This window comes from Alcaligenes sp. CHO6 (assembly GCF_037120595.1).
GTDB lineage: Bacteria > Pseudomonadota > Gammaproteobacteria > Burkholderiales > Burkholderiaceae_B > Alcaligenes > Alcaligenes ammonioxydans.
The window spans coordinates 26533-43532 of record NZ_JBANCI010000003.1; the positions used below are offsets into that span (position 1 = coordinate 26533).

General features: G+C 58.6%; 18 protein-coding genes and 1 riboswitch. Of the genes, 12 read left to right on the forward strand and 6 right to left on the reverse strand.

The genetic code is table 11. The annotated features are described in order from the left end of the window. Nucleotides 1–83: 83 nt before the first annotated feature. The 5 genes from V6936_RS12245 to V6936_RS12265 all read left to right on the forward strand — a co-directional run bounded on the left by V6936_RS12245 (nt 84) and on the right by V6936_RS12265 (nt 3370). A complete protein-coding gene (locus V6936_RS12245; protein ID WP_237714429.1) occupies nt 84–431 on the forward strand; it encodes a rhodanese-like domain-containing protein in 348 nt (115 codons plus the stop codon). A gap of 22 nt (nt 432–453) precedes the next feature. Next, entirely contained in the window at nt 454–711 is a 258-nt protein-coding gene (gene grxC / locus V6936_RS12250; protein WP_003802150.1) for a glutaredoxin 3, read from the forward strand. 39 nt (nt 712–750) lie between these two features. Next, the gene (secB, locus tag V6936_RS12255; protein ID WP_003802152.1) at nt 751–1245 is read left to right on the forward strand and encodes a protein-export chaperone SecB; all 495 of its coding nucleotides are present in this window, start codon (nt 751–753) and stop codon (nt 1243–1245) included. Beyond that, nucleotides 1245–2297 (forward strand): NAD(P)H-dependent glycerol-3-phosphate dehydrogenase, encoded by a 1053-nt coding sequence (locus tag V6936_RS12260; RefSeq protein ID WP_442892608.1) that lies wholly within the window; start codon nt 1245–1247, stop codon nt 2295–2297. The genes secB and V6936_RS12260 overlap by 1 nt, the downstream gene beginning before the upstream one ends. A gap of 74 nt (nt 2298–2371) precedes the next feature. After that, the gene (locus tag V6936_RS12265) at nt 2372–3370 is read left to right on the forward strand and encodes a Bug family tripartite tricarboxylate transporter substrate binding protein (protein ID WP_003802156.1); all 999 of its coding nucleotides are present in this window, start codon (nt 2372–2374) and stop codon (nt 3368–3370) included. A gap of 161 nt (nt 3371–3531) precedes the next feature. Here the strand turns inward: V6936_RS12265 and V6936_RS12270 are convergent, their stop codons facing one another. Further along, nucleotides 3532–4002 (reverse strand): tRNA (cytidine(34)-2'-O)-methyltransferase, encoded by a 471-nt coding sequence (locus V6936_RS12270; RefSeq protein ID WP_336579948.1) that lies wholly within the window; start codon nt 4000–4002, stop codon nt 3532–3534. A 54-nt stretch (nt 4003–4056) separates the two neighbouring features. Next, on the reverse strand, nt 4057–4806 hold the full coding sequence (locus tag V6936_RS12275) for a ComF family protein (protein ID WP_080584980.1): 750 nt from the start codon (nt 4804–4806) through the stop codon (nt 4057–4059). A gap of 81 nt (nt 4807–4887) precedes the next feature. On the opposite strand from V6936_RS12275, the gene V6936_RS12280 reads away from it, so the two are divergent. Further along, nucleotides 4888–5802 (forward strand): methyltransferase domain-containing protein, encoded by a 915-nt coding sequence (locus tag V6936_RS12280; RefSeq protein WP_059318214.1) that lies wholly within the window; start codon nt 4888–4890, stop codon nt 5800–5802. A 102-nt stretch (nt 5803–5904) separates the two neighbouring features. Further along, a riboswitch (FMN riboswitch) is annotated at nt 5905–6046 on the forward strand. 96 nt (nt 6047–6142) lie between these two features. Further along, nucleotides 6143–6634: a 6,7-dimethyl-8-ribityllumazine synthase gene (locus tag V6936_RS12285; RefSeq protein WP_003802166.1), complete on the forward strand. Its 492-nt coding sequence runs from the start codon at nt 6143–6145 to the stop codon at nt 6632–6634. 110 nt (nt 6635–6744) lie between these two features. On the opposite strand, the gene V6936_RS12290 is transcribed toward V6936_RS12285, so the two are convergent. From V6936_RS12290 to rsmB, 4 genes are read right to left on the reverse strand one after another with little or no spacing between them, the layout of a single operon-like run. Then, a complete protein-coding gene (locus V6936_RS12290) occupies nt 6745–7440 on the reverse strand; it encodes a response regulator (protein ID WP_003802167.1) in 696 nt (231 codons plus the stop codon). A gap of 21 nt (nt 7441–7461) precedes the next feature. Further along, entirely contained in the window at nt 7462–9798 is a 2337-nt protein-coding gene (locus V6936_RS12295) for a sensor histidine kinase (protein WP_165477574.1), read from the reverse strand. Next, the gene (locus V6936_RS12300; RefSeq protein WP_336579949.1) at nt 9798–10382 is read right to left on the reverse strand and encodes a DUF4390 domain-containing protein; all 585 of its coding nucleotides are present in this window, start codon (nt 10380–10382) and stop codon (nt 9798–9800) included. The genes V6936_RS12295 and V6936_RS12300 overlap by 1 nt, the downstream gene beginning before the upstream one ends. Nucleotides 10383–10430: 48 nt before the next feature. Further along, nucleotides 10431–11735 carry a 16S rRNA (cytosine(967)-C(5))-methyltransferase RsmB gene (gene rsmB, locus V6936_RS12305; RefSeq protein WP_051010435.1) on the reverse strand — a complete coding sequence of 435 codons (1305 nt, stop codon included), beginning with the start codon at nt 11733–11735 and terminating at the stop codon, nt 10431–10433. Nucleotides 11736–11939: 204 nt separating this feature from the next. Here rsmB and rimO point away from each other — a divergent pair, with 204 nt between their 5' ends. The 5 genes from rimO (at nt 11940) to V6936_RS12330 (ending at nt 16972) form a co-directional block, all read left to right on the forward strand. Further along, nucleotides 11940–13259: a 30S ribosomal protein S12 methylthiotransferase RimO gene (rimO, locus tag V6936_RS12310; RefSeq protein ID WP_059318213.1), complete on the forward strand. Its 1320-nt coding sequence runs from the start codon at nt 11940–11942 to the stop codon at nt 13257–13259. Between the two features lie 155 nt (nt 13260–13414). Continuing rightward, nucleotides 13415–13939 carry a gamma carbonic anhydrase family protein gene (locus tag V6936_RS12315; protein ID WP_003802172.1) on the forward strand — a complete coding sequence of 175 codons (525 nt, stop codon included), beginning with the start codon at nt 13415–13417 and terminating at the stop codon, nt 13937–13939. Between the two features lie 36 nt (nt 13940–13975). Beyond that, a complete protein-coding gene (gene galE, locus V6936_RS12320; protein WP_003802174.1) occupies nt 13976–14983 on the forward strand; it encodes a UDP-glucose 4-epimerase GalE in 1008 nt (335 codons plus the stop codon). Between the two features lie 122 nt (nt 14984–15105). After that, nucleotides 15106–15867 carry a maleate cis-trans isomerase family protein gene (locus V6936_RS12325; protein WP_003802175.1) on the forward strand — a complete coding sequence of 254 codons (762 nt, stop codon included), beginning with the start codon at nt 15106–15108 and terminating at the stop codon, nt 15865–15867. A gap of 217 nt (nt 15868–16084) precedes the next feature. After that, nucleotides 16085–16972 carry a LysR family transcriptional regulator gene (locus V6936_RS12330; protein WP_003802176.1) on the forward strand — a complete coding sequence of 296 codons (888 nt, stop codon included), beginning with the start codon at nt 16085–16087 and terminating at the stop codon, nt 16970–16972. Nucleotides 16973–17000 lie beyond the last annotated feature (28 nt).

Here is a 17000-nt window from a genome sequence, read left to right on the forward strand (position 1 = left end):
GGTAATCAACAGGATTTAACGTGGACTTCATCTTAAGTCAGAACAATCTTCTAATTTTAGCAATTGCGGTGCTTGCCGGCATTATGCTGTTAATACCCAGCTTTTTCAAAGGCCGTGCCGGGCGCGCAGTTTCAAGCTCTGAAGCGGTACAGATGGTAAACCAGAAAGACGCTATTTTGATTGATCTACGTAGCGCCGATCAGTTCAAGACCGCGGCAATTGCGCAATCGCGCAACATCCCGGCTGCCGACCTTGACGCCAAGGCCAACAGCCTGCCCAAAGACAAACCTGTCATCCTGGTGTGTGAAACTGGCCGTAGCGCCCAACGCAGCGTTGCGGTTCTGCGCAAACATGGCATTGAGCAGGCCTACACACTGGAAGGCGGTATCCAGGGCTGGATGCAGGCCAGTCTGCCCGTCAAAAAATCGTAAGCTCTCCTTCTACGAGGCTCTCATGGCAAAAGTCACGATGTACTCCACAATGGTGTGCCCTTATTGTGTGCGCGCTGAAATGCTGCTCAAACAACGCGGCGTCACCGAAATCAATAAAATCCTGATTGATCGCGAACCGGAACAGCGCGCCCTGATGATGGAGCGTACCGGTCGACGTACGGTTCCCCAAATCTACATTGGCGACACCCATGTAGGTGGCTACGATGATCTGGCCGCTTTGGACCGTGAAGGTGGTCTGCTGCCTTTGCTGGCTGCCTGATTTTTTTTCTAACCATTTTTTTATCCCATAGGATCACCCATGGCCGACCAGAACAACACAGCCGCTGAACAAGAAGCTCAACAACCCAGCTTCAGCCTGCAGCGCACCTACATCAAAGACCTGTCCATCGAAATGCCCAATGCCCCCCAGATCTTTCTGGAGCAAGAGGCCCCTTCCGTGGAAGTGTCCATCAATGTGGGCGGCCAGCGCCTGGCTGACACGGTTTACGAAAGCACCGTGACCGCCACAGTGACCACACGCATTGGCGACAAGGTCATGTACTTGGTGGAAGCCACCCAGGCCGGTATTTTTGAAGCTGCCAACATTCCTGAAGAGCAGCTCGAGCCCTTGCTGGGCATTGTGTGCCCCACCATGCTGTACCCATACTTGCGCGCTGCCGTGGCCGACGCCATCAACCGTACGTCCCTGCCTGCCCTGCATCTGACGGAAGTGAACTTCCAGTCCCTGTACGAGCAGCGCCTGGCTCAGCAACAGGGCGCAGCCCAAACTGACGGCCAGCCTTTGCAGGCCTGATGATGTCAAACGCGCACACTCCTGTTCGTGTCGCAGTCCTGGGCGCAGGCAGTTGGGGCACGGCGCTGGCCGCCCTGGCCAGCCTCCAGGCTCCCACGATGGTGTGGGCGCGCAAATCATCCACAGCTCATGCCATCGGGCAGGATCATCGCAATCCCGCCTACCTGCCCGATGTCCTGCTCCCCGAATCGCTACAAGCCAGCGACAATCTGAAGCACGTCATGGATTTCGCACTGGCCGACGATACCGGGCCCGCCCTCATCATTCTGGGTGTGCCTGTTCGTGGTCTGGCACAGACCTGTGTGGACCTGGCGCAGCACTTGCCCGCCACACGCCGTCATCCTGTCCTGTTGGTCTGGACCTGCAAAGGCTTTCATCAGGAAAGCGGTTTACTACCCCATCAGATTGTGCGCGAAAGCCTGCCTGAGCGCCCCTGGTTAGGCCGGGCCGTATTGTCTGGTCCCTCTTTCGCGCTGGAAGTGGCCAAAGGCCTGCCTGTCGCCCTGACCCTGGCCTGCCAACCCGCCTCCATGGCGGACATCGCCCTGGCCGCTCTGCATGGCAAGCAAGCCCGCCTCTACACCAGCACCGACATGATCGGTGTGGAAGTCGGTGGCGCTGTCAAAAACATCATGGCAATTGCCTGCGGCATTGCCGACGCACTGGGCCTGGGCCACAACGCCCGTGCCGCCCTGATTACCCGAGGCCTGGCTGAAATGCAGCGTCTGGGTGTCGCTCTGGGCGGTCACGCAGAAACCTTCTTCGGACTGGCCGGTATGGGAGATCTGGTCCTGACCGCGACCGGCGAGCTCTCCCGCAACCGGCAAGTTGGCCTGGCGCTGGGCGCCGGAGAAAGCCTGGACAGCATCCTGGCCACCGGCATTACGGCCGAGGGGGTACGCTGCGCCCGCGCGGTTCTGGAGATGGGCAAGGCGCACCACATTGAACTCCCCATTACCGCCGCGGTCTGCCAGATTCTATTTGAACAGCTCTCCCCGCGTGAAGCCGTCCACGCCTTGCTCACTCGCGAGGCCAAGCAGGAAGGCCATTAACCCCGCTTGCCATCTGGTCTGGCCTCTCCTTGTCAGGCCGGCGGTCAACCGTCTTTTTATTCAACATCAAAACAATGTCATTGCTTGCTCGTTCTCGTGATCTTCTGCTCCGCTCCGTGCTGGGGCTGGCCTGCACCGGTTTGCTGGCGCAGGCTGCTCAGGCCCAGTCCAGCTGGCCTGAACGTCCCATTCAGATGGTGGTGCCCTTCCCGGCAGGCTCCTCGCCTGACGCGCTGGCTCGTGCCATTTCCGAACCCCTTTCCCAGGCCCTGGGGCAGACCATCATTGTGGACAATCGCCCGGGTGCAGGCGGCAATATCGGCACCCGCTTTGTTGCTCATGCCAAGCCCGACGGCTACACCCTGCTGCTGACCATTAACGGCCCCATGGTGACGGCTCCCACCCTTTACAAGACCTCGCTGGGCTACGACCCGCTGAACGATCTGCAGCCTGTCTCCATGATTGGCACCAGCCCCAACGTTCTGGTCGTACCGGCTGACTCACCCGCCAATACAGTAGAGGAGTTCATTGCCCTGGCCAAATCCCGCCCCGGTGAATTGAACTACGGCTCTGTCGGCCCCGGCAGCTCGGCCCACCTGGCGATGGCCATGCTCGAGCATGCCGTCGACATCAAGCTGGAGCAAATCCCCTACTCCGGTTTTCCACAAATTCTGACGGCCATTATTGGCGGAGACATTGACGCCGCCTTCATGGTTCCAGGCATTGCCATGCCGCAGGTTGAGGCTGGTAAAGTCAAGGCATTGGCCGTGACGTCCCTGCAGCCCAGCGAATTGCTGCCGGACTTAACCACCATGGCACAAGCCGGTCTGGAAAACTTCGAGGCAATCTCCTGGGATGCTTTCTTTGTCCCCCACAACACCTCGGAGGATGTCGTCAAACGTCTGAACCAGGAAATCACCACCATCTTGCAACGCGACGATATCAAGGCCAAGCTCAAGGCCTTTTACTTTTCGTCCGAACCCTCCACCCCCCAAGCGCTGACGGACAAGATCGTGGCCGACAAAGCTCGTTGGGATGAGGTGATCGAACGCCTGAATCTGTCGCTGGAATAAAAGCCTCGACTCATTCCTCTGCAAATGGCCCTGCGAACCTCTTGGTTGCAGGGCCATCTTTCTGTGGATTCGACCACCATCACGCACAGTCCGTCCAAGCTCAACGGACTGTGCCGCCTCACTGCCAGCCCCATGTCATGGCGAAGCAGACCAGCCCCCCTTTACACCCCGCCCTCATAGCCTGCCTGCCGCCAGGCCTCAAACACACAGACCGCCACCGCATTGGACAGGTTCAAACTACGCTGCCCAGCCAGCATGGGCAAACGAATCCGCTGCTCCTGAGGAAACAATGCAAGCTGTTCGGCCGACAAACCTGCAGTTTCACGACCAAACACAAACACATCACCCGGCTTGAAGCTTTGCTCCGCCAACAAATGGCTGCCGCGCGTCGTCAGAGCAAAAGCCCGATCGGCCGCGGTGCCGGTGGCGCGCAACGCCTCTTCAAGGCTGTCATGCACCTTAACCTGGGCCCATTCGTGATAGTCCAAGCCGGCACGGCGCAACTTGCTGTCCTCAAGCTCAAAGCCCAAAGGCCGTACCAGATGCAGGACACAGCCTGTATTGGCCGCCAGACGAATGACATTGCCCGTATTGGGAGGAATCTCGGGCGAAACCAGGACGATATGAAACATGAAGAACCCAAAAAAACACAGAAAAGCCGCCAGCTGGCGACGCAACAGAAAAGACTAGAACCTCGTTGACTTCCAGGGCGCCCGGGCCGCGACCAAGGCATACACCGGGCCGGCGCCGGCCACACGACAGGCACGCGCCAGTGCATCCAGCGTGGCCCCCGTCGTCAACACATCATCGATGAGCAGCACGGCACGCCCGTCAAGCGGCTCCAGCACCTGAAAAGCACCCCGCATGGCTTGCCTGCGAGCCTGACGCCCCAGAAACTTCTGGGCCACGTCCTGACGTGGCGACAATGCGACGACGTGCAGACATGCCGCTAAACCCAAACGACGCGCTACGCGCTGAGCCAGCACGGCTGCCGGGTTAAAACCCCGACGGCGCAAGGCGTCGCGTTGTGAGGGAACCGCTATGACCCGACACCCATCATCCAGTGCTGGCCCGTAACGGCGCCATTGCTGCAACATCAATTCCGCCAGCACCGCTGCCACCTCCAGCCGACGGGAAATTTTAAACGCATGAATCAACATATCGCCAGGATGTTCATAGTCAAACCCGGCCACGGTGGCTTGCAAGGAAAATTGCCCCGCTCCGCAATCCGGGCAGGCCAGCAAGGCCAGGGGCGGCAAGGCCAGCGCACACCGTGGGCATCGCAAGTCATGAACCGGCCTGAGCAGGGCGTGACGACACCAGGGACACAGCGCCCCGCTTGGTGAACGCAAGCCACACAGCATGCAGGGGCGGGCCAGCAGGGGAAGCCCTACAAGACGATGGAGCGACTCGCGCCCGAACTGGGGATGCGCCATAATAGATCATTACCTTTCAGAGCCAGGCTGATCCGATCACAGCACAAGCTCCTGATCCACGCCAGCAACGTCCGCGCAATTATGTCCCAGTTACCTTCTTTGCCTATCAACTCCGCCCACGTCGAGCAGCAATTCAATCGCCGCGCTCCCCTGGATCACGCTCAGTTTCTCTACGGTGAAGTCGCCCAGCGGATGTTGTCCCGGCTGGCCTTGGTACGGCTACAGCCCACGCATATTCTGGATGCAGGCTGTGGCGCCAGCCACGCGCTCGAACCGTTACGCTCGCGCTATCCGGACATGAAATACACCGGTCTGGATCGCAGCGCGAAGTTGCTGGACGTGGCTCGCGAGCGTTACCAGTCCAAACCCAGCCTTTGGCAGAAACTGCGCAATCAGCCTACCCCGGCTGCCAGCTGGATTCAGGCTGATATGGCCGATACCGGCCTACCGGCTGAAAGCCAGGAACTGATCTGGTCGAATATGGCCCTGCACTGGCACCCCGAGCCCCATCGGGTACTGGCCGAATGGAATCGTCTGCTCAAACCTGAAACGCTGGTGATGTTCTCCTGCCTGGGGCCCGGTTCTTTTGCCGAACTGCGCAGCGCCATGGAGCAAGCAGACCTGGGCACCAGAACGCTGGAATTCGTGGACATGCACGACTTTGGTGATCTGCTGCTGGAAAGCGGCTTTGCCGATCCTGTCATGGATCAGGAACTCGTCACCCTTACGTACCGCAGCGCCGAGAAACTGCTGGATGATCTGCGCCTGCTGGGCGGCAACCCGCACCCTCAGCGCAAGGCTAGCCTGAGCACCTTGCCCTGGCGTCAGCGTCTGCTCAATGCGCTGGAAAAGCAGCGCCACATGGACGGAACCCTGCACCTGAGCCTGGAAATAGCGTACGGACATGCCTGGCGTGCCCGCAGTCGCCGCAGCACTCATGGAGAGGTGAGCGTACCCATCTCCACCATCAGCCGCCGTCCCAAGCCTCAGGAATAGGCGGCACCTCCAAGCCCGTTCCAAGGATGGGCAAGCAGATGGGCCCTCTCTGACAAAAAAATGGTTTAGGGGTACACTTTTGCGGTTAGCCAAGCTGGCTAACAATGTTCTCAGGGCGGGGTGCAAGTCCCCACCGGCGGTAATGGCACAGCCTAGCCCGCGAGCGCCTGGCCTTGTGTCAGGGACAGCAGACCCGGTGTGATTCCGGGGCCGACGGTATAGTCCGGATAAAGAGAGAACGGGATATCTTCACCCCTGTACAGGAGCCATCCTGTTGGGGGCTTGAGCTGTCCTGCTTCCTGCATGCCCTGTTTTTGTTGTCATAAAACAGGAAACCAACATGAACAGCATTACCCCAGCCAATCGTCTGGCCCCTCGCATCGCTTTTATTCAAGCTTGCTGGCACAAGGACATTGTGGATCAGGCCCGCCAGGGCTTTATCGACGAAGTCACCTCCTTGGGCCATGACAGCAGCCTGATCGACTTCTTTGAAGTAGGCGGTGCTTTTGAAATCCCGCTACATGCACAGCGTCTGGCCCAATCGGGACAATACGCGGCGATTGTAGCGGCGGGCCTGGTCGTAGATGGTGGCATCTATCGCCACGACTTTGTGGCCACCGCAGTCATTCAGGGCTTGATGCAAGTGCAGCTCAGCACTAATGTGCCTGTGTTTTCAGTCGTGCTGACTCCGCACCACTTCCATGATGGCAAGGAGCACCACGATTACTTCCATCGTCACTTTGTGATCAAGGGCCAGGAAGCGGCCCGCACGTGTCTGGATACCGTCGCCAAGTTGCAGTCCCTGCCTGTGGCACAGGTCGCCGCGCTCTAAACGACAAGGCGGCCTGTCAGGCCGCCCCACCATCCCCCCCCGGCCCGCTGCTCCTGGCAGCGTCGGGACAGACTCAAACCCTGTCGACCCCTATTGGGGCACGGCCCGTCTCAAGACTGGTTACGCTTGCGCGACGAGTCGATACCCAGCTGTTTGAGTTTGCGGTACAAGTGGGTTCGCTCCAGACCGGTACGCTCGGACACGCGAGTCATGCTGTGATTTTCACGGCGCAGATGATATTCAAAATAAATGCGCTCGAACTCGTCACGCGCTTCACGCAAGGGTAAATCCAGGGAAATGCTGCCCAACTGGGACTCATCCTGCTCGACCTCGGGTACGGTCATGGCAGGGGCCATGCCAGGCGCCATCGGCGCTGCCTCAGGACGACGCTCCCCACCCTGCACCACCGGACGAGCTGCCGCTGCCAATGTCTTGGGCGCAACGGTACGCTCCAGACCGGAAGCAACGGTCTTGAGCAAACGCTGCATGGTGATTGGCTTTTCCAGGAAATCCACTGCACCGATACGGGTGGCTTCCACCGCCGTATCCACCGTGGCGTGGCCGCTCATCATGACCACCGGCATATCCAGCAAGCCTTGGGAAGCCCACTCTTTGAGCAGACTGACACCGTCTGTGTCTGGCATCCAGATATCCAGCAAGACCAGATCGGGGCGGCCCCGCAAGCGTGCCTCGCGAGCCTGGGCGGCATTCTCTGCCAATTGCACGGTATGTCCTTCGTCGTAAAGAATTTCCGACAAAAGTTCCCGAATGCCGATTTCGTCATCAACTACCAGAATTCTGGCCATAAAACGTCACCTACGTGATTTTTACGCATTATCGTTTGCTCGCCGCCCAGAGTCCAGACGAATATGCTGGCCAGCAAGCCGGGTAAAGAGGATGGAAATGCGAGCCCCCCCCTCACGGCGATTGGAAACATCGATTCTGCCGCCGTGCTCCTCGATGATTTTCTTAACTATAGCAAGTCCCAGACCCGTGCCGGTGGGCTTGGTGGTTACGTATGGTTCAAAAACACGCACCAGCATCTGCGGATCAAAACCCGGCCCGTTATCTGAGACCACAAAACTGACCGTCGTAGCCGAGTCGGAACCTTCTACGCCTGCAATCATGGTTTTAACAAATACATGCGCCTGGTCAAGTGATTGATCCTGGGCAGCGGCTTCCCGAGCATTGGCCAGCAGATTATGAATAACCTGACGCAACTGTGTGGGGTCCCCCAGGACCATCGGCAAATCCGGGTCCAGTTCCACGTCAATCGCCACACTGTAACCGTCGTCCCGAACCATGCCTTCTTCCGGGTCCCAACCATATAAAGTCAGCACTTCGGTAATCAGCTCGTTCAGATTCAAAGCCTGCATCTGAGTGGCGGGCTTGCGGGCATACTCACGAAAATCCTCCACCATCTTTTTCAGGGAGGCAACCTGGTTGACGATGGTATTGGTGTAGCGCAGCAGCATGGCCGCATGCACCTCGTCCAATTGCGATTCCAGCTTCATGGCCAGACGTTCGGCAGACAGCTGAATAGGCGTTAAGGGGTTTTTGATCTCGTGCGCCAGGCGTCGGGCCACTTCGCTCCAGGCCACCAGACGGCTGGCAGAAATCACGTCAGTAATGTCATCAAACACCACCAGATAACCCGTGGGCTGGCCGTCGACCCGCAGCAAGGTGCCCCGAGCCAAAACGGTGACGATAGTATCACGCGCCTCATTGCCTTCTTTCATGTCCAGCTCAAACTGCTGCTGCCAATAAGGATGATCGGACCCCATGGCCTGATGCGTGGAAAACGCTTCGCGTATGACGGATGCAAACGTCAGCGCTCCGTCCAAGGTCTCCAGCGGGCGACCTTTTATGGAGCGCAAATCCACTTGCAGGATTCGTTGCGCCCCTTGGTTGAACATGGTCACGCGAAACATTTCGTCAAAGGCCAACACCCCGCTGGACAGATTGCTGAGCACTGACTCCAGATACATATTGGAGCGCTCCAGCTGCAAGCGATTTTTCTCGACCATGCGGCGCGCCTCATCCAGTTGCCGGGTCATGGCATTGAACGAGCGGGTCAACTGGCCGACCTCGTCCTTGGCGGGCGGTTCAGGCAAGGCCCGGTAATCCCCCACCCCTACCGCCTGCGTCCCGGCAGCCAGCGTCAGCAATGGGCGCGTCAGACGGCGAGACAGGGCCAGGGCTGCAGCCACAGCGGTAAACACCGCCAGAATCAAGGCCAGTGTCAAGGTGATGCCGTAGAGCTTGCGCAAGCCCTGACGGGACAAAGCAAGCTCCTGATAATCCCGAAACCCCTGCTGGACCTGGTTGGCATTACGGGCGATCTTGTCGGGCACAGGCTGGATCACCTGCAGCCAACGCGAGTCCGCCGTACCGCTCAGGCTTGCTGTAAAACGGTTGGGATCGGCCAGCGGCAGCACCGCCCGCAAACGCAAGCCGGTCGACTCTGCCGGCACACCCCCCTCGTCCAGGCCATTGTCATGTACCGGGGCATCATCATCCACTTCAGCCGCCGCGTAACGACCCGAAATACGCAACTGATTCATCACGCTGGAAGGGGGCATGTCCGGTAGCAAGGTGTCATACCGTGAGGACGAAAAGGCAATCAAGCGGCCATTGCCAGAAAACACCATGGCTTCGGTCACACCGCTGTTTTCCCGCAATGAGATCAGCAGACTGCTGTACTGGGCGCTATCGGCTTTATTCAGCGCCGCCACCATTTCCTGGGCGCGGCCTTCCAGCTCGCTGAGCTGCGAATCCAGAGCCGCCCGCCCCAGACTCAGCCCTGACTCCAAGGCCGAATCCACTCGTACGTTGAACCAGGACTCGATCGAGCGCGACATGAACTGCACCGAGAGCAGATAGATCAGCGCACCCGGAATAATCCCGATCAGTGTGAAATAAAAAGCAAAGCGCGCCGTCATGCGGGCCCCAAACTGGCGCCTGCGTATTTGCCTGAACAGGCGAATCGTCAGCATCAGCACCCAGGAAATCAGGGTGGCCGCCAGCACGCCGTTGAGCACCAGCAACAGATCATATTGCTGTGCGTAGCGCGAGGCGTTGCCTGTTGACCAGACCAGCAGCGTAAACAGCGCCAACGCGCTGACTCCCGCTCCAAACAGAGCGGTACGCAAGATCCAGCGGATCAAGGTTGGGGCTCGTCGACGGAGACGGAAAAGGAAAAGGTTTTCCATGGGGTGGCCAATGTCCAGGCAGAACTATTGATGGCATCCACTTGAAAGGGGCGAGCCAGCAAGGAGGTATCCAGGCGCAGACGCACACGACCCTGGTATTCCTGGTCGCGGTCCAGATCCGCCACATAGGCAACTGCCCAGCCACGGATATGGCGCAGCATGGCCAGTGCATCATTCATGGAGGATTCGGGCAAAGACAGGTCCCCGGCTCCCACACGCCACTGTCGGGTTAACGCGTTATACACAACCCGCCAGGTTTGTTGTTCTTTAACAACATTTTTATCAAACCAATACCAACGGGGCTGAGCCAACTCCACTTCAACCGTGAAATACAGCGGCACCCCTTTCTCGGCAGCCGTCCGCAACTCCGGACTGAGTTCGAACTCGATATCCGCGTCGATATACAGCTTTTCGTCCCGAATATGGGGCTCGACCTTGACGACCCGCTCTCCCGACGTGGCAACCGGCACAATCGTATTGGCCGAGCTGAGCGCGCAGTTGAAAATCAGCAGAAAAGACAGGAAAACGCGCCACATCGTGATTAACCGCAAAAAGGACAAAGTCAGAGCCCTAATTGTGACAAGTCAAACCGGGCGCGTAAATAAGGCATAGAAAAAACCGTCGCCATCTGCCAGAGATCGTCCTGCAACGCCGGGCAAAATCTGGCCAGGAGAGTCCAAAAGCTGCGCCTCGGGATGACGGGCCAAAAACGCCTCGACCTGTTGCTGACCTTCGGCCGGAAAAATCGAGCAGGTCGAATACAACAAATGTCCACCTGCTCGCAACGTGGACCACAAGGCATCCAGTATAGAGCTTTGCAGACGGGCGGTATCGGCAATGTCCGACTCGCGGCGCAACCAGCGAATATCCGGGTGACGACGCACAATGCCCGATGCCGTACAAGGTACATCGGCCAAAATCGCATCAAAGGGCTGACCATCCCACCATTGGGCCGGACGCGCCGCATCACCCCGTTTCAATTGAACCTTGTCGCTGGCCAAACCCAGACGACGCAGGTTATGCCCCACTCGCTCCAGCCGCTCGCCGTCCGAGTCCAGGGCCAACAAGGAAACATCGGCCTGCTCCAGCAAATGCGCCGTCTTGCCACCCGGAGCCGCGCAGGCATCCAGCACCCGCATGCCATCCTTGACCGGCAAGAGCAAACCGGCCTGCTGGGCGGACCAGTCCTGCACCGACCACCAGCCCAGATCAAAACCGGGAATCGCCTGAACCGGCATGGCCTTATCCAAAGTCACCGCGCCAACTCCAGGACTGCTCGACGCAATCCCGGCTTCAGTTAGCACCGCCTGCAAACGCTCTACCGAACAACGGCGCTGATTAACACGCAGCGTCAATGGACCGGGGCGGTTGGCCGCTTGCAGCAAGGCTTCCCAATCACGCGGATACGCGCGACGCAATTCCTTGACCCACCAGCCGGGGTGATTCCAGCGTGCCTCGGGACGGCTCTCGACCTGAGACAAGATCATCTTGCGCTCGCGCGTGAAGCGGCGCAGCACGCCATTGACCAAACCCTTGGACAGACGCAGCGCAGCCTGACTGTCTGCCGCTCGCACCGCCTGATCCACCACGGTATGGACGGCATACACTGGCACATCCGGGCGATCCTCAAACGCCTGGGCATCCTCCTGCACCCGCATGGCCGTATCCAGCAAGGCCAGCGACACCATCAGCAGGGCATCCAGCCAGCTATTGCTGGGCTGGCGCGGCACCAGCGTGATACGAATCTGACGAGCGTGGCCCAAACGGCGCAGGACATGAAAGCTGACAGACTGCACGGCCGCACGCGCCGCGGCGGGCGTCGCGGCCAGGCTTTCAGTCAGGGATTTGCCGGCCAGCACGCCTTCAATATTGCGCGCGCTCAGCAGCATGACTTCGGACAGGGGCAAGGAGGGGGAAAGATGGGTGTCGGACACAGAACAACCGCTAGAAAAGAAAAATATGACTGCGACTGTAGCACTATTTACCGCATAAACCGGGCTCAAACACACAAGATCCGCACGCATCGGGGCACGGGACGGTAAAATCAAGCCTATTTCCCAATTTCGAGCCCTCAAGCTCCAGAAGGACCCTCTATGAGCGCCCCCAAAGTCGGATTCGTGAGCCTGGGTTGTCCCAAGGCCCTGGTCGATTCTGAACGTATTCTTACTCAACTGCGCACCGACGGCTATCAGATCACCCCCAGCTACGACAATGCTGACGTGGTGGTGGTCAATACCTGTGGCTTTATCGACAGCGCCAAGGCCGAATCGCTGGAAGCGATCGGCGAGGCACTGGCGGAGAACGGCCGCGTCATCGTCACCGGCTGCATGGGTGTGGACGAAGGACTGATTCGCGAGGTCCATCCCTCCGTGCTATCAGTCAGCGGCCCCCAGCAGTATGAGCAGGTATTGCGCGCCGTGCGTGAGGCCGCCCCGCCTTCGCTGGATCACAATCCTTATATTGATCTGGTGCCTCCGCAGGGCATCAAGCTGACCCCACGTCATTACGCCTATCTGAAAATTTCCGAAGGCTGCAACCACAGTTGCAGCTTCTGTATTATCCCTTCCATGCGTGGCAAGCTCGTCAGCCGCCCGGTAGGCGAGGTACTGGGCGAGGCCGAGCGTCTGGTCAAAGCCGGCGTCAAAGAACTGCTGGTCATCTCCCAAGATACCAGCGCCTACGGGGTGGATATCCGCCAGCGTACCGGCTTTTGGAATGGCCGCCCGGTCAAGAGCAGCATGGTGGAACTAAGCGCTGCCCTGTCCGAGCTGGGCGCCTGGGTGCGTCTGCACTACGTCTATCCCTATCCACACGTAGACAACATCATTCCCCTGATGGCCGAAGGCAAGGTGCTGCCCTACCTGGACATCCCTTTCCAGCACGCCAGCCCCTCGGTGCTGCGCGCGATGAAACGCCCTGCATTTGAGGACCGCACCCTCTCGCGTATCAAGCAGTGGCGCCAGGACTGCCCGGATCTGACCATACGCTCGACCTTCATCGTTGGTTTCCCCGGCGAAACAGAGGACGACTTCCAGTACCTGCTGGACTGGATGAGCGAGGCGCAACTGGATCGCGTGGGCTGTTTCCAGTATTCGCCCGTCGAAGGCGCACCGGCCAACAAACTCGATGGCATCGTCCCTGACGAGGTCAAACAAGAGCGCTGGGAACGCTTCATGGAACATCAGCAAGCCATCTCCACCGCTCGCCTGGCTGCCAAGGTAGGCCGCGAGATGGATGTACTGATCGATGAGATCGACGAGGACGGCGACGCCGTAGGCCGCTCCAGCGCCGACGCCCCCGAGATCGACGGCAACGTTTTCATCACCAGCGCACAAACCCTGGAACCCGGTCAAATGGTGCGCGTGCGCATTACCGACTCCAGTGAATATGACTTGTTTGGCGAACAGGTTTAAGCGCTGACCAGCCCCGATGGCTCAAGCAGGCCCGTGTCACTCTGATGACACGGGCGCTATACATCAAGCTGCCCTTAACCGTCCCGTACTCTTGCCCAACTGTCCCCGCCCCAACACCGGACATGGGCAGCCGGGCACCATTCCAAGGATCTGTCATGCCCGTCTACCAATTAGATCAACATGCCCCGCAAATTGACGACAGCAGCTTTGTTGCCGCCGAGGCAACACTGATTGGCAAGGTCGTACTGAAAGAGCACAGCAGTGTCTGGCCAGGTGCGGTCATTCGTGGCGATAACGAAACCATCACCGTAGGAGCAGGCTCCAACGTCCAAGAAGGTGCCGTCCTGCACACCGATCCGGGCTACCCGCTGACCATTGGCGACCATGTCACCATCGGCCACCAGGCCATGCTGCACGGCTGCACGATCGGTGAAGGCGCCTTGATCGGCATTCAGGCTGTGGTCTTGAACGGGGCCGTCATCGGTCGCGATAGTCTGGTGGGTGCCGGCGCGCTGGTCACTGAAGGCAAAGTCTTCCCTGAACGCAGCCTGATCATTGGCTCGCCCGCCAAAGCGGTGCGCACCCTCAGCGATGAAGACATTGCCAAGCTGCGTCAGAACGCCCGCGTTTACGCTGAGCGTGGCGGCCACTATAAAACGGCCTTAAAGCGCATCGACTAATCCCTGTTCTCGATTTGTTTTCAACTGGAAAGACCTATGGCCAAAACCATTCTTGTTACTGGCGGTACCGGCTTTATCGGCTCTCATACCTGCGTCGAGCTGATTGCCCACGGTTATCAGGTTCTGATTCTGGACAACCTGAGCAATAGCCAAAAAAGTGTTCTGGATGCCATCACGAAAATCACCGGCACTCAGGCCGGCTTTATCGAAGGCGATATCCGGGATCGGGCCTTGCTCGACACTATTTTCCAGCAAAACGCGATATCTGCCGTTATCCATTTTGCCGGTTTGAAAGCGGTGGGCGAATCCGTTGCCCAACCCCTCAAGTATTACGACAACAACCTCACGGGCACGCTAAGCTTGCTGCAAGCCATGCAACAGGCCAAGGTACGAACTCTGGTGTTTTCGTCCTCCGCCACCGTGTATGGCGACCCCCAGCAACTTCCCATTCCCGAGACACATCCGCTGTCCGCCACCAATACCTATGGCCACACCAAACTGGTGCTGGAGCAGGCAATGGGCAATCTTTACCACAGCGAGCCGGGCTGGCGTATTGGCTTGCTGCGTTATTTCAACCCGGTAGGCGCCCACGAATCGGGACTGATCGGCGAGGCTCCTCAAGGCATTCCCAATAATCTGATGCCCTACATCGCTCAGGTTGCGACGGGGCAACGCGAACAGGTCCAGGTTTTTGGGCACGACTATGACACGACGGATGGCACGGGCGTGCGCGACTACATCCATGTCTGTGACTTGGCCAAAGGCCATGTCGCCGCCTTGGAGTACCTGGAAGCCAAAGACAGTGAACTGCTGACTGTCAACCTGGGAACGGGGCGTGGCTATTCTGTTCTGGAGATGATTGCCGCCTTTGCACGCAGTTGTGGGCGCCCTATTCCCTACACGCTGGCCCCACGTCGTCCTGGAGATATCGCGGCTTGCTGGGCAGACACGGAAAAAGCCCGCGAAACCTTGGGCTGGGAAGCCAAAAAAGGCATTCAGGAAATGTGTGATGATGCCTGGCGCTGGCAGTCGGGGCAGGCCTGACCCGTGCATGCGTGCCATCGCCATTGGCGATGGCACGTTGACAGATGGTTGATTTGCAAGGAAGAAAACGGGTCCTAGAATAAAGGTGTCAATCTAAAAACCACCCTCAGAGACAGATTCCCATGAAAACCTATCGTATCGGCCAGATCGTTCCCAGCTCCAACACCACGATGGAAACCGAGATTCCTGCCATGTTGCAGGCACGTTACGCCGAGTTTCCTGAAGAGCGCTTTACGTTCCACTCGTCGCGCATGCGCATGATGCACGTGAACCCCGAAGAACTGAAAGCCATGGACATTGCCAGCGACCGCTGCGCGGTTGAGCTGAGCGACGCCCGCATGAACGTGATGGCCTACGCCTGCCTGGTGGCCATCATGGCCCAAGGCGACGGCTACCACCGCGTCTCGCAAGAGCGTCTGCAGAACACCGTTAAAGACAACGGCGTGGACATTCCCGTGCTGAGCTCGGCCGGTGCCTTGGTCGATACCCTGAAAGAATTCGGCTACAAGAAAGTCTCCATCATCACGCCGTACATGAAGCCGCTGACCAAGCGCGTGGCCGACTACATCGAAGCAGAAGGCATCGAAGTTCAAGACTCCATCAGCCTGGAAGTGTCGGACAACCTGGAAGTGGGTCTGCTGAATCCAGAAAACCTGCTCGAGCACGTCAAACGTCTGAACCACGACGGCGTGGACGCCGTCATCCTGTCCGCTTGCGTGCAGATGCCTTCCCTGCCTGCCATTCAGCGTGCCCAGGACCAGATCGGCAAACCCGTTCTGTCCGCCGCAGTGTGTACCGTGTACCAGATGCTCAAGACACTGGGTCTGGAAACCCGCGTTCCCAACGCAGGCCACATCCTGTCAGGCGTCAAGCCACAAGCCTGATCCAGCCAGCCTGGTGACGCACAACCCTGTCGACCTTACATCGGCAGGGTTTTTTTATGCCTGATCAGTTTTCAACAGAGGGGCATGCCCCCATGAGGATGAACACTCCAGCGCACGCGGTCACCTAAACGCGCGGCTTGCCCACCACCGCCGCTAAGGAACGTCTTGAAGGCCGCAGCTTATGCAGACATGCTGAAAAAAACGATATGATGCCAGCATGAAACTGGACCTTCTGACCCTCAAACTATTTGTCCGAATACTGGAAGAAGGCACGATCAGCCAGGCGGCTGAACGTGAGCACATTGCCGCCGCCGCGGTCAGCCGCCGCATCGCGGATCTGGAACAGTCTCTGAACACGACCTTGCTGCTGCGCACCAACAAAGGGGTCAGCCCAACCGCCGCAGGTCTGGAGTTGTTGTACCGCTCCCGGGCGCTGCTCAATAGTGCGCAGGAAATCGAAACCCGCCTGCAGGCCTTCTCACAAGGCCTGCAAGGTTTGGTCCATATTCTGGCCAATACCTCCGCCATCTCACAATTTCTGGCTGAACCGCTGGGCGAATTCGGGCGTCAACATCCGGCGATTGCCCTGCAACTGGAAGAACAAACCAGCCTGGACATTATTCGCGCCCTGTCAGAGGGCAAAGCAGACCTGGGAGTGTTTACCCGCCTGCCTTACGCCGCCGATATCCAGGCCTATCCGTTTCGCAGTGACAAGCTGGTGGTACTGGCGCCCATCCATCATCCTTTGGCCAGGCACGAGAAAGTACGTTTTGAGCAGACTCTGGAACATGAGCAGATCACGTTGCTAAGCGGAACACAGCTGCATTACCAGATCACCAAAACCGCCATGGAGGCCAACCGCTCCGTGCGCATTCGTACCGAAGTATCGGGCTACGACGCCATGTGCCTGTTGATCAACGCCGGAATGGGGATTGGCATCTTGCCACGCAAGAGCGCCAGCATTTACCAGATCCCCAATACACGCATGATTGAACTGGACGAAACGTGGAGCCAACGGGAAATTCTGATTGGAGTACGTCGGCGCGATGATCTGCAGCCCAGCGCTGAAACCTTGCTGAGCTTTCTGCTGGACAGCAGTACCTGAGCACGAGCTCTCTGGAGGCAGCAGCAAT